Source organism: Nonomuraea sp. NPDC050691 (assembly GCF_040654455.1).
Classification (GTDB): Bacteria; Actinomycetota; Actinomycetes; order Streptosporangiales; family Streptosporangiaceae; genus Nonomuraea.
Genome location: NZ_JBFAIA010000149.1, coordinates 1 through 20,569 on the forward strand (window position 1 = coordinate 1; position 20,569 = coordinate 20,569).

General features: G+C 70.1%; 19 protein-coding genes and 2 pseudogenes. 10 read left to right on the forward strand and 11 right to left on the reverse strand.

The features are described from left to right. Nucleotides 1–589: TetR/AcrR family transcriptional regulator C-terminal domain-containing protein (locus AB0H81_RS34470; RefSeq protein ID WP_358383226.1), on the forward strand; the 589-nt coding region annotated here is incomplete at its 5' end. Between the two features lie 784 nt (nucleotides 590–1,373). Here the strand turns inward: AB0H81_RS34470 and AB0H81_RS34475 are convergent. The 3 genes from AB0H81_RS34475 to AB0H81_RS34485 are packed head-to-tail and all read right to left on the reverse strand — an operon-like array spanning nucleotide 1,374 to nucleotide 3,435. Further along, the gene (locus AB0H81_RS34475) at nucleotides 1,374–1,643 is read right to left on the reverse strand and encodes a hypothetical protein (RefSeq protein ID WP_358383229.1); all 270 of its coding nucleotides are present in this window, start codon (nucleotides 1,641–1,643) and stop codon (nucleotides 1,374–1,376) included. Then, a complete protein-coding gene (locus AB0H81_RS34480) occupies nucleotides 1,640–2,302 on the reverse strand; it encodes a response regulator transcription factor (protein WP_358383232.1) in 663 nt (220 codons plus the stop codon). The genes AB0H81_RS34475 and AB0H81_RS34480 overlap by 4 nt, the downstream gene beginning before the upstream one ends. Beyond that, nucleotides 2,299–3,435 (reverse strand): histidine kinase, encoded by a 1,137-nt coding sequence (locus AB0H81_RS34485; protein ID WP_358383235.1) that lies wholly within the window; start codon nucleotides 3,433–3,435, stop codon nucleotides 2,299–2,301. Before AB0H81_RS34485 ends, AB0H81_RS34480 begins: the two co-directional genes overlap by 4 nt. 142 nt (nucleotides 3,436–3,577) lie before the next feature. On the opposite strand from AB0H81_RS34485, the gene AB0H81_RS34490 reads away from it, so the two are divergent. The 4 genes from AB0H81_RS34490 to AB0H81_RS34505 all read left to right on the forward strand — a co-directional run bounded on the left by AB0H81_RS34490 (nucleotide 3,578) and on the right by AB0H81_RS34505 (nucleotide 7,730). Further along, a complete protein-coding gene (locus AB0H81_RS34490; RefSeq protein ID WP_358383238.1) occupies nucleotides 3,578–4,687 on the forward strand; it encodes a serine hydrolase domain-containing protein in 1,110 nt (369 codons plus the stop codon). After that, nucleotides 4,681–6,180 carry an alpha/beta hydrolase gene (locus tag AB0H81_RS34495; RefSeq protein WP_358383240.1) on the forward strand — a complete coding sequence of 500 codons (1,500 nt, stop codon included), beginning with the start codon at nucleotides 4,681–4,683 and terminating at the stop codon, nucleotides 6,178–6,180. Before AB0H81_RS34490 ends, AB0H81_RS34495 begins: the two co-directional genes overlap by 7 nt. 35 nt (nucleotides 6,181–6,215) lie before the next feature. Then, nucleotides 6,216–6,785, forward strand: coding sequence for a YceI family protein (locus tag AB0H81_RS34500; protein WP_358383243.1), 570 nt, complete (start codon nucleotides 6,216–6,218; stop codon nucleotides 6,783–6,785). A 369-nt stretch (nucleotides 6,786–7,154) separates the two neighbouring features. After that, nucleotides 7,155–7,730, forward strand: coding sequence for a GNAT family N-acetyltransferase (locus AB0H81_RS34505; protein WP_358383246.1), 576 nt, complete (start codon nucleotides 7,155–7,157; stop codon nucleotides 7,728–7,730). Between the two features lie 121 nt (nucleotides 7,731–7,851). Here AB0H81_RS34505 and AB0H81_RS34510 read toward each other — a convergent pair whose 3' ends face one another. After that, nucleotides 7,852–8,352, reverse strand: a complete 501-nt coding sequence (locus AB0H81_RS34510; protein ID WP_358383279.1) for a recombinase family protein — start codon at nucleotides 8,350–8,352, stop codon at nucleotides 7,852–7,854. Nucleotides 8,353–8,390: 38 nt separating this feature from the next. Then, a pseudogene (locus AB0H81_RS34515) lies at nucleotides 8,391–8,564 on the reverse strand (recombinase family protein); the annotation flags it as partial. 218 nt (nucleotides 8,565–8,782) lie between these two features. Here AB0H81_RS34515 and AB0H81_RS34520 point away from each other — a divergent pair. Continuing rightward, nucleotides 8,783–8,950 carry a hypothetical protein gene (locus tag AB0H81_RS34520; protein WP_358383249.1) on the forward strand — a complete coding sequence of 56 codons (168 nt, stop codon included), beginning with the start codon at nucleotides 8,783–8,785 and terminating at the stop codon, nucleotides 8,948–8,950. A gap of 111 nt (nucleotides 8,951–9,061) precedes the next feature. Here AB0H81_RS34520 and AB0H81_RS34525 read toward each other — a convergent pair whose 3' ends face one another. The 3 genes from AB0H81_RS34525 to AB0H81_RS34535 form a co-directional block, all read right to left on the reverse strand. After that, nucleotides 9,062–9,892 carry an MBL fold metallo-hydrolase gene (locus tag AB0H81_RS34525; RefSeq protein ID WP_358383252.1) on the reverse strand — a complete coding sequence of 277 codons (831 nt, stop codon included), beginning with the start codon at nucleotides 9,890–9,892 and terminating at the stop codon, nucleotides 9,062–9,064. Nucleotides 9,893–10,130: 238 nt separating this feature from the next. Further along, nucleotides 10,131–10,358, reverse strand: a complete 228-nt coding sequence (locus tag AB0H81_RS34530; RefSeq protein ID WP_358383255.1) for a hypothetical protein — start codon at nucleotides 10,356–10,358, stop codon at nucleotides 10,131–10,133. A gap of 345 nt (nucleotides 10,359–10,703) precedes the next feature. Further along, nucleotides 10,704–11,387 (reverse strand): SDR family oxidoreductase, encoded by a 684-nt coding sequence (locus tag AB0H81_RS34535; RefSeq protein WP_358383258.1) that lies wholly within the window; start codon nucleotides 11,385–11,387, stop codon nucleotides 10,704–10,706. 97 nt (nucleotides 11,388–11,484) lie between these two features. Between AB0H81_RS34535 and AB0H81_RS34540 the strand changes: the two genes are divergently transcribed. The 3 genes from AB0H81_RS34540 (at nucleotide 11,485) to AB0H81_RS34550 (ending at nucleotide 16,378) form a co-directional block, all read left to right on the forward strand. Next, a complete protein-coding gene (locus tag AB0H81_RS34540) occupies nucleotides 11,485–12,060 on the forward strand; it encodes a TetR/AcrR family transcriptional regulator (protein ID WP_358383261.1) in 576 nt (191 codons plus the stop codon). Between the two features lie 239 nt (nucleotides 12,061–12,299). Next, nucleotides 12,300–13,523 (forward strand): S1 family peptidase, encoded by a 1,224-nt coding sequence (locus AB0H81_RS34545; RefSeq protein ID WP_358383264.1) that lies wholly within the window; start codon nucleotides 12,300–12,302, stop codon nucleotides 13,521–13,523. Nucleotides 13,524–13,591: 68 nt separating this feature from the next. Next, nucleotides 13,592–16,378 (forward strand): LuxR family transcriptional regulator, encoded by a 2,787-nt coding sequence (locus tag AB0H81_RS34550; protein WP_358383267.1) that lies wholly within the window; start codon nucleotides 13,592–13,594, stop codon nucleotides 16,376–16,378. Between the two features lie 62 nt (nucleotides 16,379–16,440). Here AB0H81_RS34550 and AB0H81_RS34555 read toward each other — a convergent pair whose 3' ends face one another. The 3 genes from AB0H81_RS34555 to AB0H81_RS34565 are packed head-to-tail and all read right to left on the reverse strand — an operon-like array spanning nucleotide 16,441 to nucleotide 18,273. After that, nucleotides 16,441–17,085 (reverse strand): GPP34 family phosphoprotein, encoded by a 645-nt coding sequence (locus tag AB0H81_RS34555; RefSeq protein WP_358383270.1) that lies wholly within the window; start codon nucleotides 17,083–17,085, stop codon nucleotides 16,441–16,443. Beyond that, nucleotides 17,060–17,317 (reverse strand): hypothetical protein, encoded by a 258-nt coding sequence (locus AB0H81_RS34560; RefSeq protein WP_358383273.1) that lies wholly within the window; start codon nucleotides 17,315–17,317, stop codon nucleotides 17,060–17,062. The genes AB0H81_RS34555 and AB0H81_RS34560 overlap by 26 nt, the downstream gene beginning before the upstream one ends. 5 nt (nucleotides 17,318–17,322) lie before the next feature. Next, the gene (locus AB0H81_RS34565) at nucleotides 17,323–18,273 is read right to left on the reverse strand and encodes an SPFH domain-containing protein (RefSeq protein ID WP_358383276.1); all 951 of its coding nucleotides are present in this window, start codon (nucleotides 18,271–18,273) and stop codon (nucleotides 17,323–17,325) included. Between the two features lie 665 nt (nucleotides 18,274–18,938). Here AB0H81_RS34565 and AB0H81_RS34570 point away from each other — a divergent pair. Beyond that, nucleotides 18,939–20,569: pseudogene (locus AB0H81_RS34570) on the forward strand (DNA-directed RNA polymerase subunit beta); the annotation flags it as partial.

Here is a 20,569-nt window from a genome sequence, read left to right on the forward strand (position 1 = left end):
CCGCATCGCCGCCGAGCTCGGCCTCACCAAGATGGCCCTGTACCGCTACGTCAACGGCAAGACAGAGCTGATGGCCATCATGATCGAGGCGGCGGTCGGCACACCCCCCGACCTGAGCGGGGCGGCCGGCTGGCGGGCCAAGCTGGAGGAGTACGCCCGCGGACTGTCCACCGCCTGGCGGCGCCACCCCTGGCTGCCGTCGGTCACCGTGGGCGACCGCGTCATGGGTCCACGTGAGACCGCATGGACCGAAACAGCCCTCAGCGCCCTCACCGACACCCCCCTGACCGAACGCGAACGGCTCGACGCGGTCATGATGGTGTCCCACCACATCCGCGCCACCCACCCGGCCGCCACCCAAGGCACTCAGACCTGGACGGACGGCAGCGCCGCCCCCATCATGCGCGACCTGCTACTCCTCAACGCCAGCCGCTTCCCGCTGCTGGCCACCACCGTGGCCATCCCCTCAAGCAGCACCACCCGGGAATTCGGCCTCCTCGCCCTCCTCGACGGCCTCGAAGGCACCATCACTCAACGCACCCACAACAACGGCGCCGAACAAACGGCTTCGCGCCCGGATCCTCCGTAAGCGGCGACCACCAGCGGGCCCCCGAACACGATCTGCCCGCGCATGTGTGCGGCGACCTGGGCGGGGCCGAGCAGCGTCCCGTAGGTGAACACCATCAGCACGTACCGGCCGAGCGCTTCCTTGATCGCATGAGACGGCCGTCCGCGGCCTATGGGGTGGTGGCGTGGCCCTCGTAGCCTTTCGAGGCAACCCCATCCGACTACACCTTCCCGCACCACCTACCACGCCGCCGACTCCGCCGTCACCATCGGCATCCGGGGCCCCGACGCCCAAGAACGCATCAACCAACTCCGCAACGCGCCGGCCGAACTCATCGCCAAGCATGGCTGGACCACCCGCGACGACGAACCTCGCTGACCTGCACCGGGAATTCTCTGCCGGATATGACCAGGTCCCCGAACTGGGCGGACGGGCGGCGACGTCGCGTCGTCGCGGGGCCGGTTCCGGTTGTCGGCGCCTGTATGCCGGGAGGGTTGTCTCAGGTTTGCGATCGACAACAGCCCCCGCCGGGCAATGGCGGAGGGCCGTTCAAGTAATAGCCCACGGCGCTCGTCCGGACCGACGAACTGACGCTTTCAGGGCTGCGACCAGGGGCGATACTCCGAGTCGGAGGCCGCTGTTCCCGAGCTGGCCCGCGCGCTGCGCGCGTTGCGTGCGACGGGCCGGCCAGCCTCCCTACCGTGAGATGGCCGAAGTCCCCGGTTGCCTCAGCAGCCGGCCCCTCCACCCAGCGCCTGCCCCGCCGGAAGCGAGGCACCACCACATGATGCTCCGGCATGGTGCGCTACGGCTGATTCCTGCGGACTTCCTCCTCGACCCCGATGTCTTGCCACCACCATCCGATGCAAGGGATGTCCTCGGGCGGGCCGAGGGCGCTGGGACTGTCGGTGACCGTGCCGGTGACTTTTACAGCGCCGGGGTGGCGGCCGTCGGGGTTGGTGTAACGGCCGACCACGATGCCCCATTCGTAGTTGCCGCGTATCAGGCAGGTCAGATCGGAGAGGTACCGGCGCAGTGGTTGTCCGGCGCCGGGCAGGACCAGGTGGTCGGTCAACCCGGCCGGTCCAGCAAGCCGGCGTTGTGGGCGAGCAGGGCGGCCTGCACGCGGTTGGCGACGCCGAGCCGGGCGAAGATCCGGTTGAGGCGACTTTTGACGGTCGGGGCGGACAGGCCGAGTTCCGCGCCGATCTCGGCGTTCGACATACCCTGCGCGACCAGCAGCAGCACGTCCATCTCACGCCGGGTGAGCAATTCCAGGGGATTGCCGGCGCCGGGCGGCGGGGTGGCGACGAAGTTGCGGATGAGGCGTTGCGTCACGGACGGGGCGAGCATGGCCTCACCCCGGACGACGGTGCGGATGGCGTCGGCGAGATGGTCGGGGGAGGTGTTCTTGAGCAGGAACCCGCTCGCGCCGGCCCGGAGCGCGGAGTGCACGTACTCGTCCAGGTCGAACGTGGTGAGCACGATCACGCGGGGCCGCGGCTCGGGATGCGGCCACTGGCGCAGGACGCGTTCGGTGGCCTCCACCCCGGTCGCGCGGGGCATCCGCACGTCCATGACGATCACGTCCGGTCGGTGGGCGAAGGCGGCGGCCACGGCCTGTTCGCCGTCGGCGGCCACCGCCACCACGCGCAGGTCGTCGTGGCGGTCGACGACCATCCGCAGCGCGCTGCGGACCATCTCCTGGTCGTCGGCGATGAGTACCCGGATCATGGGCGCTCCGCCGTGGGCAGGACGGCCCTGACCCGCCAGCCGTCCCGGTGGGGGCCCGCCTCGAGGGTGCCGCCATACAGAGCAGCGCGTTCCCTGAGCCCGATCATGCCTAATCCGGAGCCGCTCTCGGCCTCGTGCCCGTGGGCCTTCGGGCCGTTGGTGACGGTGATCGTCAGCGGCGCCTGGGTCAGGGAGATCTGAACGTCGGTCGGCCCGGCGTGCTTGACCACGTTGGTGAGCGCCTCCTGAATGATCCGGTACGCGGACGTCTCGACCGAAGAGCTCAGGCTCCGGGGGAGGCTCGCCGGACCGGTAACGCGGCATCCTGCTCCCTCGACAATCTTGATCAGCCGGTCCAGGTCAGCCAGAGACGCCCGGGGTTCGATCTCCTCGGCGCCGTCGGCCAGCAAGCCGATGATGCGCCGCATGTCCTCCAGCGCTTGATCGGCGGTGGCGGCGATCAGCCGGGCCTGCTCGCTGCCCTCGACGGTACGGGCGGTGAGCGCGATCGCGCTCACCTGGCCTGCAACGACGTCGTGCAGGTCACCGGCGATGCGGGCTCGTTCGGTGAGCACCGCGTGGCGGGCGTTGAGCTCCCGCTCGGCGCGGAGCCGCTCGGCCAGTTCACGCAGTCTCGCCGCGTCCTCGTGAGCACGGCGCCGCCCGTTCCCGGCCAGCCACACGCACACGGGTATCCCGAACAGGAAAGCCGTCAGCGCCGTCCCCTCCAGAACAACCTCGGCCACAGGGGCACCGGACGCCGCCGTGCGCGCGAGTTCCGGAACGGCCAACACGGTGCCCACGATCACCGCGGCGACCAGGCTGCGCGGCCGAGCCGTCCACCGTGCGGCCGAATACAGCGAGATCATCACGAAGATCATCCCGATCTGCCCCGTCATGTGGGGCCCCACAGTGAACAGCCAGATGCAATACCCGGCCACGACGCCGCAGAAGGAGACCCACGGGCGGGTCCGCCGCCACGCCAGCGGCAGCGTCGGCAGGCACATCGCCGCGCCCAGGAGCGCCGCCTGTCCTGCCGACGGGACCGGCCCGATCGCCAGCCAGCCCCCGATGTGCCACACCGAGCAGCCGGCAGCCAGTGCGGCGTCGGCCCGGAAGGGATGCTTCGTCATTCCTCTGGATCTATCACGGTGCGGTCGGGGCGACGCGACCAAAGTCGCGCGGCGGTTGGTTCCGCAGCATGACGACCCGGGCGTCGTGACTCCCTAGTGTCGGGAACCCGATCAACGAAGGCCCGGCCCGCAAGGAGGCACGTTGCGAGAACCCAAGATCGACCGTCGGCGCTTTCTCGCCGTTTCGGCGGCGGCACCCACCGCTCTGGCGTTGGCCCACCCGTCCTCCCCGCCGTCCTCCCGCCCCTCGTCGCGGACGACCCCCGCGCAGCGCGCGCTCCACGACCTGGTCGCCCGGGACGGCCTGCCGGGAGCGCAGGCCGTCATCAGCACCCCTGACGGGCGGAGCGTGGAAATCGTCAGCGGAGCCGGGGACCTGCGTACCGGCCGGCCCTTCCCGCGCCTGGCGCGGATCCGGATCGCCAGCAACACCAAGGCGTTCACCGCTACCGCCGTCCTCCAACTCGTCGCCGAGGGGCGCGTCGCCCTCGACCGGCCGATCTCCCGCTACCTGCCGGAGATCGACAGCGACGCGACGGTGCGGCAGGTCCTGCGGCACCAGAGCGGGTTTCCCGACTTCGCCCACGACGTCACGGAGCACTCGCGGGGCCACTACCGGGCCGCCGACGTGGTCGCCGCTGCGCTGCGCCACCCGCCGGCATTCGCTCCGGGAACGCGCTGGGAGTACTGCAACATCAACTACCTGGTCGCCGGGCTGCTCATCGAGCGCGTGACCGGCCGGCCGGCGGAGGAGGAGATCACCCGCCGGGTCATCCGGCCGCTCGGGCTACGGCACACGTACTGGCCCGGCTATCCCGAGCAGACCCTGCGGGGGCCACACGCCCGCGCGTACATGCCGCCCGATCACACCGAGGTGAGGTGGATCAACACCTCCGTCGTGGGGACGGCCGGGGCGCTGGTCTCCACCGGTCAGGACCTGAATCGCTTCTTCACCGCGCTGCTCGCCGGGCGTCTGCTGCCGTCCGCGGAGCTGGCCGAGATGCGCCGTACGGTGCCCGCCGACATCGCCGAGGGAGCGGAGTGCGGCCTCGGGCTGATTCGCTTCCCGATCCCGGGCGGCGGGGCGTTCTGGGGCCACGGCGGGACGATCGAGGGCACCCGGACCAGGGGCGGCGTCACCGACGGGGGCCTGGCAGTCAACGTCACCGTCAACGAGATATCCACCGATCCGAACGGGTCGCAGCATGTCGTCGATGCTGCGGCCACCATCCTGAGGAGTTGCAGATGCTGACCACCGCGATCGCGGCCGCCCTCACCCTGGGCCTGGCCGGCGTGCCGGCCGCCGGGCAGACGGCTACGGACCCGATGGCCCGCTTCACCGGCCAGGCCGTCCAATGGAAGACCTGCCAGGACGCCGACCTGGCCGAGGCAGGCGCCCGCTGCGCGGACATCACCGTGCCGCTCGACTACCGCGACCCGGCGGGCCGCACGATCACCGTGGCGATCTCGCGGCTGGCGGCCACCTCCAGGGACCGGATCGGCGTTCTGATGCACGGCACCGGCGGCGGTCCCGGCGGACGTGGCCTCAATGGCCCCATACTCACCTCCGCCGCCATGGGCCCCGCACTCGCCGGGCGGTTCGACCTGATCGGCATGGACCCGCGCGGAGTAGGCCGCAGTACCCGGCTCAACTGCCGGCTGGCCGGGGAATGGCTCCGGTCGGCCGGGCTGGACCGCGCGGGCTTCGAGCGCACCGTCACGTACGAGAAGGAGCAGGTGGCGCGCTGCCAGAAGCGGCACGCCGACCTTCTGCCTCACATCACCACCCGGAACACGGCCCGCGACATGGATCTGATCCGGACCCTGCTGAAGGCCCCGAAGTTGTCCTACATCGGGACCTCGTACGGCACCTACCTGGGCGCCGTCTACACCCAGATGTTCCCCACCCTGGTCGATCGCGTCGTGCTCGACAGTGCGCTCGATCCGGCCCGCTATCCGGTGCGGACGTTTCCCGGCATAGGCGCGGCCAACGAGCGGTACCTCGACGCCTGGGCCTCCTGGACGGCAGGACGCGACGCCGAGTACGGGCTTGGCGGCACCAGGCGCAAGGTGCGCGCGACGGTCGAGGGGATCATCGCGCGGGCCGCCCGCAAGCCGCTGATACTCGGTGACCATCGAGCCGACGAGCACATCATCCCCTCGATTCTCGCCGGAATGCTCTCCGACGACCGCTACTTCGCACAGCAGGCCGGCATCGTACGAGAACTGCACCGAGCCGCCAAGGGCCAACACGTCGAACCGTCCGGCACGTTGAAGGAGTACCTGAGCCCGCCCGACGCCGACCTCGACAACGCCCTGTCGATGAACGTCGCCGTCTTCTGCGGCGACGCGCCCGCGCCTCGCGACCCCGAGTGGTACTGGCGCAACATCCAGCGCAGCCGCGCCGCCCAGCCGGTGTACGGGCCGCTGGCCAACACCGTGTTCCCCTGCGCGTTCTGGCCGGCAGCGCCCCTGGAGGCGCCCACCAAGGTCCGCAACAACCGGCCGGCGATGATCGTCCAGTCCACGGGCGACACCCGCACCGTGTACGAGGGCGCCGCCGCCCTGCACCGCGCGCTCCCCGCCTCTCGCATGGTCACGCTGCGGAACGTCCGCCGCCACGGCCTCTACGGCATGTACCCCAACCGCTGCGTCACCGAGGCGGTCAACGCCTACCTGGCCTCAGGCGAGCTCCCCAACACCAACGTGATCTGCAACAGGGAGGCCACGGCTCAACCGCAGTAGGCACAGCGCTGCCCAAGCCGACCCGAAGGCGCGCCATGATCACCGTCGATAGCACCCTCGCCGCCGGCGCCTGGGTCGGCGATCCCGTTCATTCCGACATCTCCTTCAAGGTCCGCCACATGGGCGTCGGCAAGGTCAGGGGGACGTTCGCGCTCGCCTCGGCGGTGCTGAGCGTCGGCGAGGACGGCGGCCAGGTGAGCGCCCTCATCGACTCCGCCTCGGTGTACACCGGCAACGAACAGCGCGACCAGCACATCCGGTCGGCCGATTTCCTGGACGTGGAGACGTACCCGCAGATCGAGTTCACCTCGACCGAGGTCCGCGGCTTCGACGGCGGGAGCTTCATCCTGGTGGGCTCGCTGACCCTGCACGGTGTCACCAGGACCGTCGGGTTGGAGGCCGAGTTCCTCGGCGTCGTCGACGATCCGTCCGGCGCGAGGCGGACAGGGTTCTCGGCGACCACCACCATCAGCCGGGCCGCGTTCGGCGTCGACATCCAGCTCGGCTTCGGCGCCGGCAACGTCGTGGTCGCCGACACCATCGAGATCGCCATCGAGATCGAGTTCACGACCACCGGACCGGACCCGCGATGCCCGCCGTGGTGAGGGCTGCCAGTTGGCGGTCCAGGAACTGGCCGCGTGTCGGTTCCTGAAGTCCTCTGCACTGATTCCCGAGGTTGTCTTCAAACTGACTGATCTGAACGCGCCTTCATCCGAGCGTCGCGGTACGCCGTCGCCGACGCCCTCCGCGACGCCCCCCAGACGGAGCCGACGACCCCGCCCGCCCCTGTGACACCCCACCAATCCCGCCCGGCCTCCGGGCCCACGTGATTGTCAGGACGCGGGTTTCCGGGAGCCCTGGTCGCTTCGGTGTCCTGTCGGTTCTTGTAGGGCGATCGCCGCGTCGTTGTCGGAGACGTCGTCCGCATTAATCCGTTTGTGGGTCACCACAGCCCGCTGTCAGTATGAGGGCCCATGCGTCACCCTCTTGACACGCTGGACTGGCCGATTTCCACCGAGCGGCTGCTGTTGCGCCGGGCTGCCCCCGACGACCTGGACGCGACCTGGGCCTTCCGGCAGCTGCCGGAGACTCACGAATGGGTCGCGGCCGCCACAGTGGCCTACGACGACTACCGTGAGCGTTTCCTCCGCGAGGAGCGGCTCGTAAACCTGCTCATCATCGAACTGGACGGCCGGGTGATCGGCGACCTGACACTGAAGGTCCAGGACGGTTGGGCCCAGGAAGAGGTCGCTGACCAGGCGAAAAGCGTTCAAGGAGAGCTCGGGTGGACGCTCGATCCCTCCTACGGCGGCAAGGGCTACGCGACCGAAGCGGTACGCGCCCTCATCGACATCTCCTTCAAGAGTCTTGGCCTGCGCCGCCTGCACGCGGACTGCTTCTACGACAACGAATCCTCGTGGCGGCTGATGGAGCGGGTCGGGATGCGCCGCGAACAGCACACGGTGAGAGACTCACTCCACCGCACCAAGGGATGGCTCGACGGTCTCTCATACGCGCTCCTGGCCGAGGAATGGCCCGCTCACGAGTGATTACGGCGGAGACGCTTGGGAGCCCTCGCCGGGACGAAGATCACGCTGTCACTCATACACGAGGCCGCTCTCCTACCGGCGCTGCGGCTGGAACCCAAGGACGCCACCGCGTCGGCACGGCTCAGTGCGTGGGGTGAAGCGCGGTGAAGGACATCCGGCCCGCGCCCGTCGTCGTTGGCGTCCGGGGATGAGCCAACGCCATGCGCGGGCACCGACAATCTGCGGGCGCCGGCGGCCGTCTCAGAAACGCTCGATTCCGCGACCGGCCGCGGCTTGTCAATCGCGGAGGTAGCGGTGCAGGGAGGTCTTGGGGATGCCGGTCTTGGCGGCGATGACGCCGAGGGAGTCGCCTTGGGCCTTGAGGAGCCGGGCGTACTCGATCTTGTCTTCGGCGTAGCGACAGGGCGGCCGAGCTGGCGGCCGGAGCTTCGGCGACGGTGCGGGCGTGGGCGGCGCGTTCGGCGGTGAAGGTGCGTTCCATCTCGGCGAACGGGGCCAGCAGCAGGAAGGCGATGCGGCCCATGCCCTCGTCGGTGGTGTTGATCGGGAGTGGGTCGGCCAGCGACCGGACGCCGATGTTCTTCTCGGCCAGGTCGTGGACGAGGTTGAGGACCTCGCGCAGGTTGCGGCCGAGTCGGTCCGGGTGTGCCCGACGATGGTGTCGCCCGGCCGGGCGTAGGCCGGCAGGGCCTTCAGGCCGTCGCGGTCGACGGTGGTGCCGGTCTTCTTGTCGACGTAGATCCGTTCGCCGCCGATCCCGGCGGCGGCCAGGGCGTCGAGCTGGCGTTCGAGGGACTGCCTGGTGGTGGAGACGCGGGCGTAGCCGAGTTCCATGCCGGCCTGAGAGTGATCGTTGCCGGTTCCCCCCCAGATCGTACCGAAACTCGTCTTCGTACGGCCTTTCTGGAACACTTCTGTGGGACGACTTCCGGAACGATGCGTGTCCGGCGGTGTCTGGTTTCCGGCCCGGGATCGGGAACGCCGCAGGGTGTTCCACCCACCCTCGAGAGGGCCGGCGTTTCGACGAGGTGGCCGCGGGCCGGTTCGCCGTCGTGTCCTCGGTTTCGGTGACGGGGGCGCGGCGGGCCGGGGTCGAGCGGCGCGGCGGCGTCCTGCTTCTGGTCCCACCGGGTAGCGAGCTGCACTGCTGGCTGCGCCGTGGGCACGTGACGGCCGCCATCGTCCGCCCGGCCGGCACGGTGCTGCGCGCCGGGGCATGACCTCTCGTCGCTGTGCGCGAGCCTGCCCCGCTTCGCGGACGTGCAGAGCCTTGAGCTCCAGGAACAGCGGCCGCCGAAGCCGCGGAATCGCTGGGGTGACACTACCGCGAGCTAGCCGGGCGTCCCGTCGCGCTCGCTTCGCCGGGCGAGGTGCTGGAGTTGCCGTTCGTGCACGCCGGACACCCAAGCGTACGGGGCCGATGGGCCGACCCGCGGGTCGCCGGGAACCTGGGCGTCACGCAGGGCGTGCACGTACGCGCGATCCTGGTCGATCCGTGCGCGTACCTGATCAGCTGCGCCGATGGATCCGTGGCCGGGGACGAGGACATCGACGTCGCCCGCCGCGTTCTCGAGCAGCTGCAGCGCGGCGAGGTAGTCCTCGATCGGGTCCGCGGTGTCGTTGAGGTCGAGCATCGGAATCAGGACATCAGACAGCATGTCGCCGGCGACGAGAACGCCGCGCTCCTCGATCAACAGCGCCGCATGGCCCGGGGCATGCGCCTGATGCTCGATGATCCGGATCCGAGGGCCGTCCCAAGGAATCTGCGTGGTGTCGGCGGGCAAGCCGGTGATGAGGCCGAGCAGGTCCAGCGGAACGTGCTCGGCGATGTCCGGCGGTATCAGGTGGGCGGCGATGCGGGCCTTCACAGCCGGGTCCGACAGCCGTTCTCGGACCGTGGCCGCGCAGCGGGCCGTGCCGTAGCGAGGTGCCGCGCCGAGCCCGGCGTGCCAGAGCAGGTGATCCCAATGCGGATGCGTCGAGAAGCCCGCCACAACGGGCTGGCGCAAGTCGCGAAGGTCGTTCGCGAGGCAGGCCATCTCGTGGCCCTGCACCCCGGGGTCGATGAGCAGCACGCCGGCGCGGCCTCGCACGACAACGGCGTTGCTTTGGCAGAACTCGCTCTGGTGGATCAGCACGCCCTCCGCGACCTGCCTCAGCACGGCGGCTCCTTCCGCTTGTGATTTGCGTCGTCTTCGGAGACCGTCGCTACTTCCGAGAGCTGCAGGCCAACTCGATCGAGGGGGTCGCCTCGGATATTCTCGCCGACGACTCAAGCGACTCGTCAAGTCGGGACTGCTCACTCACGAGGACACGCGCCCCGGCCAGCGGGTAGCCGCCGGGCTGTCGGCGCGTTCGGCACGTGGGCCGTCGTCAGGGTCGCCGTGTGGGTGACAACGTTCACCAGGACATCAGGGTGGCGATGGCCGAGGCCGCGCCGGCCAGTGTGTCGACCAGCCCCGGGGCCGCGACTTCGCCCAGCGCGCCTCCGGCTGCGGCGGCCAGGCCCTGCAGCGTCATCGTTCCGGTCAGCAGCAGGCCGAACGCCTGACCGCGCTGCGTCTCGGGCACCGCGTCGAGGAACCCGCGGGCCGGTGCGAGCCGGCAGGCGACGCCGAAACCGGACACGGCCGTCAGGATGGCCCGCGCGGGCCGTCGGCCTAACCGCTGGTGACGAGAGCCGCGATGTCCTCGATGCGTACGATCTTCCCGCGCGCTCCCCCATTGCCCTCGGGCGTCGTTCATCGAACCGGCCGGGACCCCCACCCGCACCACGCACCTCGGCTTCTCCCCGGCGGGCAGCTGCCGGCCGCCCACGAGCCAGGCATCGATCTCGTTCACCGATGCGGGAAACCGATGACCACCGCCAATGCGACGGCGCTGCCCGGTCCGGGCGCCGCCTCCGGACCGGGGCCCAGGGTGCCGGCCCGGTGCAGCGGCATCGCACCCGAGGAGTCGTGGCCGGACGCCGCTTCAGGCGGGGTTCAGCATGGCGGCCAGGCTCTGCTTGACGTTCCGGGTGGTCTCGTCGGCGAGGATCTCGGGCAGGCCGTTCTCGATGCCGTGCAGGACCTGGGCGGCGACGTCGGCGGGGTCGGCTTTCTCGGCGGGAATGCCGGCGGCCATGTCGGTGTCCATGAAGCCGACGTGGAGTGCCGAGACGGTGATGCCGCGGGGTGCCAGTTCCTCGCGGACCGCGTTGGTCTGCGCCCAGGCGGCCGCCTTGGCCGCCGCGTAGGCCCCGACTCCGGCCGGATGCCACCAGGACAGCACGGACAGGACGTTGAACACGGCGCCGCCGCCGTTGCTCTCGATGACCGGGGCGAAGGCCCGTGTCACGGCGAGCGGGCCGAAGAAGTTCGTCTCCATCTCCAGCCGCACGGCTTCCAGGTCGCTGACGATCAGGGGAGTGCCCGTGGAGATCCCGGCGTTGTTCACGAGCAGCGTCGCGTCCGATGCGATCCGGGCCGCGGCCTGGACGGACTCCTCGTCCGTCACGTCCAGACGCACCGGGATCACGCCGGCCACGTCCACGCTCTGCGGGCGGCGCGCCGCCGCGTACACCTTCGCTCCGCGTTCCACGAGCTGGGCGGCCAGATGGCGCCCCAGCCCCCGGTTGGCGCCGGTGACCACGGCGACCGCGTTCTTCAGTTCCATGTCTGCTCCCTACGGGTCCGCGCAGTTAGATTATGCTCATAATCTAAACCGGAGCATAGGATAGAAGTCAACCGACATCCAAAACAGGAGGTGGCCCATGGGCCGCGCGTCGCGGGCGCAAGCACAGGAGAACCGCAAGCGGATCGTGGAAACCGCCTCCCGGCTGTTCCGGGAGCAGGGCACGCACGTCAGCGTCGCCGACCTGATGAAGGCGGTCGGACTGACCCACGGCGGCTTCTACAAGCAGTTCACCTCCAAGGAGGCGCTCATCGACGAAGCCACCACGCACGCCTTCGACGAACTCGCCGAGCGCCACACCGCCGCGCTCGAACAGCACACCGGACAACCCGACGCCGTCCAGCAGGCGCTGATCGACGCCTACCTGTCCGTCGAGCACCGCGACAACCCCGCCGACGGCTGCCCCGTCGCCGCGCTCGCCGGCGACATGGCGCGCGAACCCGGCAACCACGAGGCCCATCGCGTCTACGCCGAAGGCGTCAGCGACTTCGCCGACCGGCTCGCCACCGACGACCAGGACGGCATCACCCGGCTGTGCACCATGTTCGGCGCGCTCCTCCTGGCCCGCGCCACCAAGGGCTCCCCCCTGTCCGAGGAGATCCTCACCGCGGCGCGCGCGGCCCTGACGGCGACGACCGCCCGATCCGGTACGTGAGACTCCACCTGTCGAGGGCCGCCCTCCCGGCCCGGCCGACGGCGCCCCGGAAGGCCAGGAGCCGGCGACGGGTGGGTTACCTATTCCAGCCGGCCCGCGTGCACGGTTTTTGAGGGTGCGTTCCAGATTCGGTTTCGCTCCCACGTCCCTAGATTTGTCGCGATTCAGGGCTTTCCGGGACGTGGAGGAAACGCGTGCGCAGAAGAACCATAGGCCTGGCGGCAGCCTTAGCTCTCACCATGGTGAGCACCCTTCCCGCAGCGGCGCTCGCCTCGGCGGGGTACCAGCGCGGGCCCGCGCTGATGTCGCCGCAGCCGCCCGATGTCAAGACGTTGCCCGAGGCCACGGCGCTGGCCCTGGACAAGGCGCGGAAGCTGGCTGAGCAGCACCCCGACGACTTCGGCGAGCCGTGGGTGGACCCGGAGACGGGCCAGGTGGTGCTCGGAACGGTGTCAGGAACCGGCAACCGCCTGGCCGCCGATCAGGGCAAGGACGTCCTGCGGCGGCCGGTCACCCGGAGCAAGGCCGTACTGGAGAAGATCAAGGATGGCGCGATCGGGCAGCCGGCCGCGGACCTCCCCGACGCCGCGGCCATCCGGATGACCCGCATCGACGCCGAGCACAACCGGGTGATCGTCACGGTGAACAGGGCCACCGACGCGATGCTCGAAGCGCTGACGGCCAGGTACGGGGCGGACGCCTTCGCCGTCGAGGTCGATCCCGCGTTCAACCCCTCGAAGTCCAGCCGTTACGACGACGGACCCCACAACTGGGGAGGGGGTGCGGAGATGACGATCCACCGGGCTCCCAGCGGCGACGTGTTCGGATGCTCGTCCGGGATCCCCGTCTGGCTGCCGGGCGAGAAGTCGGGGATGCTGACAGCCGGCCACTGCGTCCCCACAGGCGGCTACATCTTCAACGGCGCCGACACCAACTACATGGGGTGGGTCAGCAAGAACGACAGGGAGAACTGGACCGACGGCCGGGGATCCACGCTGCTCCCCGGCCAGAGCGTCTTCAGGGGCGACCTCGCGCTGATCGAGATCCCCAACGCGACCAGCGGCTACTACATCTATCGCGGATCCGTCGCCAACCCCTACACCGCGATCATCGGCCAGCTCGCGCCGCGCCGCGCGGGGCTGGGCGACGAGTACTGCAACAGCGGCTTCAAGACCGGCGAGCTGTGCGGGTGGAAGGTCTACAACTACGGGATCAACGTCAGTTACAGCGGCGGCGAGACCGTACGCAACGTCGTGGCCGGCTACAAGAGCGGCAAGTGCACGGGCCACGGCGACTCGGGAGGCCCGACGTACTTCGTCATGTCGAACGGCCGGGTCCAGGTGAAGGGCGTCCACACGGGCGGCAGCAACCTGGACGGCTCGGGCGACTGCAGGGAGTTCTTCACCGACGTGTGGGACGCCCTCGACGCCTTCCCCGGCATCTTCCCCCGCGTGCTGCCCTGACCCTGGTCAGAGAACGAGGAGAACCGGCACAATGATCAACTGTGCGCGGGTCGTCCTTGACGGGAAGAATGCGGGAACGGCAGGTCGTGAACGCGCTGCTGGCCGGCATGGTGACCGGCGGGAGCGGCGCGCTGATCATCAGAGGCGAGCCGGGCATCGGCAAGACCGCGCTGCTGGAGCACGCGCGCGGCGCCGCTGAAGGTCTCCGCCTCCTGCGGGCCAACGGCGTGGAGAGCGAGGCCGAACTCCCTTTCGCCGGGCTGCACCAGCTCCTTCAGCCGGTCATGCACAGGCTGGAGGAGCTGCCGCGCACCCAGGCAGCCGCCCTGCGCGGCGCCATGGGACTCGGCCCCGCCTCCGGCGATCGGTTCCTCGTCGGGCTGGCGGTCCTGACGCTGCTCGCCGACTGCGGTCCCGTGCTCTGCCTGATCGACGACGCGCAATGGCTCGACAGGTCCTCGGCGGACACGCTGCTCTTCGCCTCCCGCAGGCTGAACGTCGAGGCCGTGGTGCTGCTGTTCGCCGCCGGGGACGACTGGCCCGCGCCGGCGGGGCTCGACGAACTGCGCCTGACGGGGCTGGACCCGGCCGCCGCCGAAGCGCTGCTGCGTGAGCAGGCGCCCGAGCTCACCCCGCGGCTACGTGAACAGATCATGAAAGAGGCGCTCGGCAACCCTCTCGCACTGATCGAGTTCGCGAAGACGGCCGGGGTCGCCGATCCGCGGCGTTCCGGCGGCCCGCGGGCCGCTCTGCCGGTCACCCGGAAACTGCACGAGACGTTTCACCGTCAGGTCGACGCGCTGCCGGAGGCGGCGCGACGCCTGCTGCTCCTCGCGGCGGCCGACGACACGGGCGACCTGGAACTGGTCCTGCGGGCCGCGGACCTGGCCGACGGGCAGGCCGAGGCCGAGCGGGCCCTTGAGTCGGCCGAGACGGCGGGCCTGGTGCGCATCGACGGTGGCCGGCTCGCCTTCCGGCACCCGCTGGTCAGGTCGGCCGTCTACCAGGGCGCGCCCTTCACCCGCCGCTGCGCGGCGCACCGCGCGCTCGCCGACGTCCTGCTCACCTACGGCGACGGCGACGCCGCCGAGCGCAGGATCTGGCATCTGGCCCTGGCCGCCACCCGGTCCGATGACGCCCTCGGGGCCGCCCTCGAAGGGGTGGCGCACCGTTCAGGCGGCCGGGCCGGGTACGCCACCGCGACCGCCGCCTACGAACGGGCCGCCCACCTGACCGCCGACAGCCGCCTGCGCGGCCTGCGGCTGTCCTATGCGGCCGAGGCGGCGGTCCAGTCAGGTCAGCTCGGGCAGGCGCGTGACCTCGCGCGTCGAGCCGAGTCCCTCACCAGCGACCCCGCCCTGCTGGCCGGTCTGGCGAGGGTGCACGCCGCCGTGGAGTTCGAGCAGGGCTTCCCGTCGGACGCGGGGGACGTCCTGGTGAAGAGCGCGGAATCCATCGAGCGTACGGATCCCGAGCGCGCCGCCCTGATGCTCGCCGACGCCATCCGCAACTTCTCCTTCAGCGGTGACGCCGGCCGGGCGCACGAAGCCGCGGGGCTGCTGGGCCGCATCGACGTGCCACCGGACTCGGGCCTGGCGCACCTGGTCAGGGCGATGCGGGCAATGGCCGACCTGCTCGAGGGGCCAGGAAACGGCGTCGGAACGCCCATGCAGGAGCTGGTCGCGGCGGCGCGCCACCTGCCGGCTCACCGGCCCGCCGAACGTCTCCTGGCCGCGTCACTCGCGCTCATCACGGCACAGGACACGCTCGCGCTCGAGCTCGCCGAGCCCGTGGCAGAGCACGCGCGGACGCACGGCATGGTCGGGATCCTGCCGCACGCGCTCGAGATCATCGCCGAGGCGCAGCTGCTCGGAGGACGGCATCTGGACGCGCTCGCGAACGCCACCGAGGGGTTCGAGATCGGCCGCGACACCGGTCAGCTCCACCGCTTCGCCCATCTCGGCGGCGTGCTGGCCTGGCTGGCCGCGATCAGCGGTGACGACGAACGGTGCCGGAGGCTGGCCGAGGCGGGCATCCGCTACGGGAACGACCACGGAGTGGCGACGTCCGGGGCGCTCGGCACGTGGGCGCTCGGCCTCCTCGAGCTGGGCGTGGGGCGCGCGGCGCACGCTGTCGGCCATCTGGAGGCCGCGCGGCACCCGATCGTCGCCGTCTGGTGCGCCGCCGACCTGATCGAGGCGGGAGTGCGCGCCAACCGGACCGAGGTCGCCGAGCGGTCGCTGCGGACGTTCACGGAGTGGGCACGGTCGATCAGGCAACCTTGGGCCTCGGCCATGGCGCTCCGCTGCCGGGCCATGACGACCTCGGGCGATGGCGCGGGGGAGTACTACGAGGCCGCGATCGAGGTCCACGAGCGATGCGCCCAGCCGTACCAGCATGCGAGAACGTGCCTGGCCTACGGTGAGTGGCTGCGCAGGCGCCGCAGCCGGGCCAGAGCGGGGACCCAGCTCAGGACCGCCCTGCGGATCTTCGAGGACCTCGGCGCACGGCCCTGGGCGGACCGGGCGCGGGCCGAACTGGACGCCGCCGGCGAGCCCCGGCCGGGACACGGGACCGACGTCGCGAGCCTGCACCGGCTCACGCCCCAGGAACTCCAGGTCGTACGGTTGGCGGCGGCCGGCCTCAGCAACCGCGACATCGCCGGACAGCTCTTCCTCAGCCCCAAGACGGTGGCACAGCACCTCTACAAGGCCTATCCCAAACTCGGCGTGACCTCCCGGACGCAGCTCGGCCACCTGGATCTCGGGACGTCCCCGGCCACCGGGTCGTCGCCGGATCGTCGTCAAGGTCGCTTCCCCACCGCCGCGGGCGAGTGGAACGCGACCTCGGGGTAGCGCGTCCCCGTCCCCGGCGCGCACCCGGGGATCCTTCACCGTGGCCGCGGTGCTTCGCCGTGTCAGCCCGCTCCGGCCGCCGCCGCCTCGAGGCTCTTGCGCAGTGCGGTCGCGATCGGCTCGACGGACGCGGACAGCTGCCGGATCCGCTCCCTGCGCCGACGCCTCTCCCGCCAGGAGGGAACCACCGCCTTGAGCTGGGCCGCCGTGGCAAGCGCCGCCAGGACGCGAATGTCCTCGTCCAGGTGCCCGACCGGCTGGCCGCCGCGAATGGCCCGGCCGACGCGCTCGGCCAGCCTGCGCGACAGGTACGCCTTGCGCGGCGTGATCCGCTCGACCGGGAAGAGCAGGATCCGGCGCCGCTCCACGCTGATCACCCGGGCGGCCGCCAGCTCGTCGCGTACCAGGCGGACCGCCTTGCCACTGTCCTTCTGCACCCACCGCCGCCACGAGCGGGGCGGCGAGTTCGCGATCTCTTCCCAGACCACGGCCCGCAGAGAACCCGGCTTGGCGGCGGGGGCGGTGCGAGCGTGCGCCTTGCCCGACCTGTCCGCCAGGTTGCCCGCCAGCAGCAGCTCGGCGAGGGTGGCAGCGCGCAGCAGGTAGCCCAGCCTGCCCCGCTGGACCAGCTTCTCCTTCCGCAGGTCCAGGGCCAGGAGAAAGGCCGATCGAGTCAGTGACTCACCCTGCTTCACTTGCGCCTCCATCCGCCCGCTCCTGTTCGTCTTCCTGATCTTGGTCGTCCTCCGGCGCCTTCCTGGGCCGTCCGCGTGGGCGCATCTGCCCCACCCCGCCGGGCAGGCGTCCTGCCTCGGCGAGGGCCCTGCGCAGCAGGAACTCGATCTGGGAGTTCGTGCTGCGCAGTTCGTCGGCCGCCCACCTGGCCAGCGCGTCATGCACCACCGGGTCAAGCCGCAGCAGGATCTTCTTCCGCTCCATGGTGATTACTGGTAGAGGGTGCCCGCGTTGACCACGGGCTGGGTGTCGCGGTCACCGACCAGCACCACGAGCAGGTTGCTCACCATGGCCGCCTTGCGCTCCTCGTCCAGCTCCACCACGTCGTGCTCGGCGAGTCTGGCCAGGGCCATCTCCACCATGCCGACCGCCCCCTCGACGATTCGCTGCCGGGCCGCCACCACTGCGCCCGCCTGCTGGCGGCGCAGCATGGCGTGGGCGATCTCGGGCGCGTACGCCAGGTGGACGATGCGGGACTCGATGACCTTCACCCCGGCGGACGACACCCTGGCCGCGATCTCCGTGGACAGCCGCTCGTTGATCTCGTCGGCGTTGTCGCGCAGGGACAGCCGGGGCTCGCCGTGCGAGTCGTACGGATAGGTGCCCGCGATGTGCCGCACGGCCGTCTCCGCCTGGATGGCCACGAACTCCACGAAGTCGTCCACCTCGAAGACGGCCTGCGCGGTGTCCTGCACCTGCCAGACCACCACGGTCGCGATCTGGATCGGGTTGCCGTCGGCGTCGTTGACCTTCGTCACTTCCGTCTCGTGGTTGCGGATCCTCGTGGACACCCGCCGGCGCACCGTGATCGGGTTGACCCACTGGAAGCCGGGGGTGCGAAGGGTGCCCACGTACCGGCCGAGTAACTGCACCACCCTGGCCTCGCCCGGCGCCACCGCGGTGAGGCCGAAGTACAGGGAGAACCCGAGCAGGATCATCAGGATGCTCGCGATGACCAGCCACGTGCCGCCCTGCCCGGCGCCCGAGGCGAGCATGACGATCCCCGCGACGAGCAGCGCGATCCCGGCCAGGACCAGCGCCGTCGCCACCCCCAGCATCACGAACCCGTTGGCCGCCCGCACCGGGTGCTCGCTCGTGCGCGGTGCGGGCATGTCCACGACGGCGGCCTCAAGTGCGGCCTCGCCCGATGTGTTCGCCATCGTCTTTCCCTTCCACGTGACTTTGTCCTGATAGCAAAGTGATATCACTTTTTCGGTGGCGGTGGAAGGCCGGTTGCCAGGGGGATCTCGTAGCGACATCGGTCGGGTGACGTCTGGGCGGCGCCGCAGGCGGCGGAGTTCCTGATCGGCGCGCGCGTGGCGCGGCCGGGCGTGGTGACACGAAGTCGTAGCGAGGCGCCGAGGAGGTTCGCCGACCTCCGGCGGGCCTTGCACTCCGCGTCGGTCATGTGCTCGCCCGCTCATGTTTTGGCAGTACTTCTCCCGTCTCTCCTTCAGCTCGGCGTGGCACGAGCTTGAGCGTCGTCTCGCGGGCGGCGGGTGCCGCCATGGGGGCGACACAGCTGCCGTAGCGGCCGTACCGTAGCGCGCGCCGTCCGTGCTGGACCAGCCACAGGTACGGCGAGACGCCGGGACTCGGAGCCCGTGAAGAAGGGTTCCGGGGGGCGGCTTGACGATTTCCAGATGGACGTGCGATCCTGATTACGGGACTGAGGTTGACAATTTAGATATGTGTGGACATTTGTCTGCGTTTTGCTTTATGCTGCCCTTTCGCGCTTGCCCTCGACGTCCCCTCTTCCGTATCGGCTGTGTGGCGTCCGGTGTGCGTGTAGTCAGTCCGCTGCGAGCCCTCGGAAGGACATCTGTTGGCAGCCTCGCGCAACGCCTCCGCCGTACCCGCCGGTCCCCGTCGTGTCTCTTTCGCGCGCATCCAGGAGCCCCTCGAAGTTCCTGATCTTCTCGCCGTGCAGACCGAGTCCTTCGATTGGTTGCTCGGCAACGAGAAGTGGAAGGCCCGGGTGGAGGCGGCTCGCCAGGCCGGTCGCAAGGACGTCCCGACCCAGTCGGGCCTCGAAGAGATCTTCGAAGAGATCAGTCCGATCGAGGACTTCTCGGGGACCATGTCCTTGTCGTTCCGCGACCACCGGTTCGAGCCGCCCAAGTACTCGGTTGATGAGTGCAAAGACAAGGACATGACCTTCTCCGCCCCGATGTTCGTCACGGCGGAGTTCATCAATAACACCACCGGTGAGATCAAGAGCCAGACGGTGTTCATGGGCGACTTCCCGCTCATGACGCCGAAGGGCACCTTCGTCATCAACGGCACCGAGCGTGTCGTGGTCTCCCAGCTCGTCCGCTCGCCCGGTGTGTACTTCGAGCGCACTGCCGACAAGACCTCCGACAAGGACCTGTACGGCTGCAAGGTGATCCCCTCGCGGGGCGCCTGGCTCGAGTTCGAGATCGACAAGCGCGACAGCGTCGGTGTGCGCATCGACCGCAAGCGCAAGCAGCCTGTCACCGTGCTTCTCAAGGCACTGGGATGGACCAGCGAGCAGATCCTCGAGCGTTTCGGCCAGTACGAGTCCATGCGGGCCACCCTGGAGAAGGACCACACGGCCGGCCAGGACGACGCGCTGCTCGACATCTACCGCAAGCTCCGCCCAGGCGAGCCGCCGACCAAGGAGTCGGCGCAGACCCTGCTGGAGAACCTCTACTTCAACCCCAAGCGGTACGACCTCGCCAAGGTGGGTCGCTACAAGATCAACAAGAAACTGGGCGTCGACTCGGAGATCACCCAGGGCACCCTGACCGAGGACGACGTCGTCGCCACGATCGAGTACATCGTGCGCCTGCACGCGGGCGAGGAGTCGATGCCCGGCGCCAACGGCGAAGTGATCGTGGAGATCGACGACATCGACCACTTCGGCAACCGCCGTCTGCGCAGCGTCGGCGAGCTGATCCAGAACCAGGTCCGCCTGGGCCTGGCCCGCATGGAGCGGGTCGTGCGTGAGCGCATGACCACGCAGGACGTCGAGGCGATCACGCCGCAGACCCTGATCAACATTCGCCCGGTCGTGGCGTCGATCAAGGAGTTCTTCGGCACCTCGCAGCTGTCGCAGTTCATGGACCAGATCAACCCGCTGGCCGGTCTGACGCACAAGCGGCGTCTGAACGCGCTGGGGCCCGGTGGTCTGTCGCGTGAGCGGGCCGGCTTCGAGGTGCGTGACGTGCATCCGTCCCACTACGGCCGGATGTGCCCGATCGAGTCGCCGGAGGGTCCCAACATCGGCCTGATCGGCTCGCTGGCCTCCTACGGCCGGCTGAACGCGTTCGGCTTCGTGGAGACTCCTTACCGCAAGGTCGTCGACGGCAGGGTGACCGACCAGGTCGACTACCTGACGGCCGACGAGGAGGACCGTTACGTCAAGGCGCAGGCCAACACGACGCTCAACGCCGACGGCTCGTTCGCCGAGGCCCGCGTCCTGGTCCGCACCAA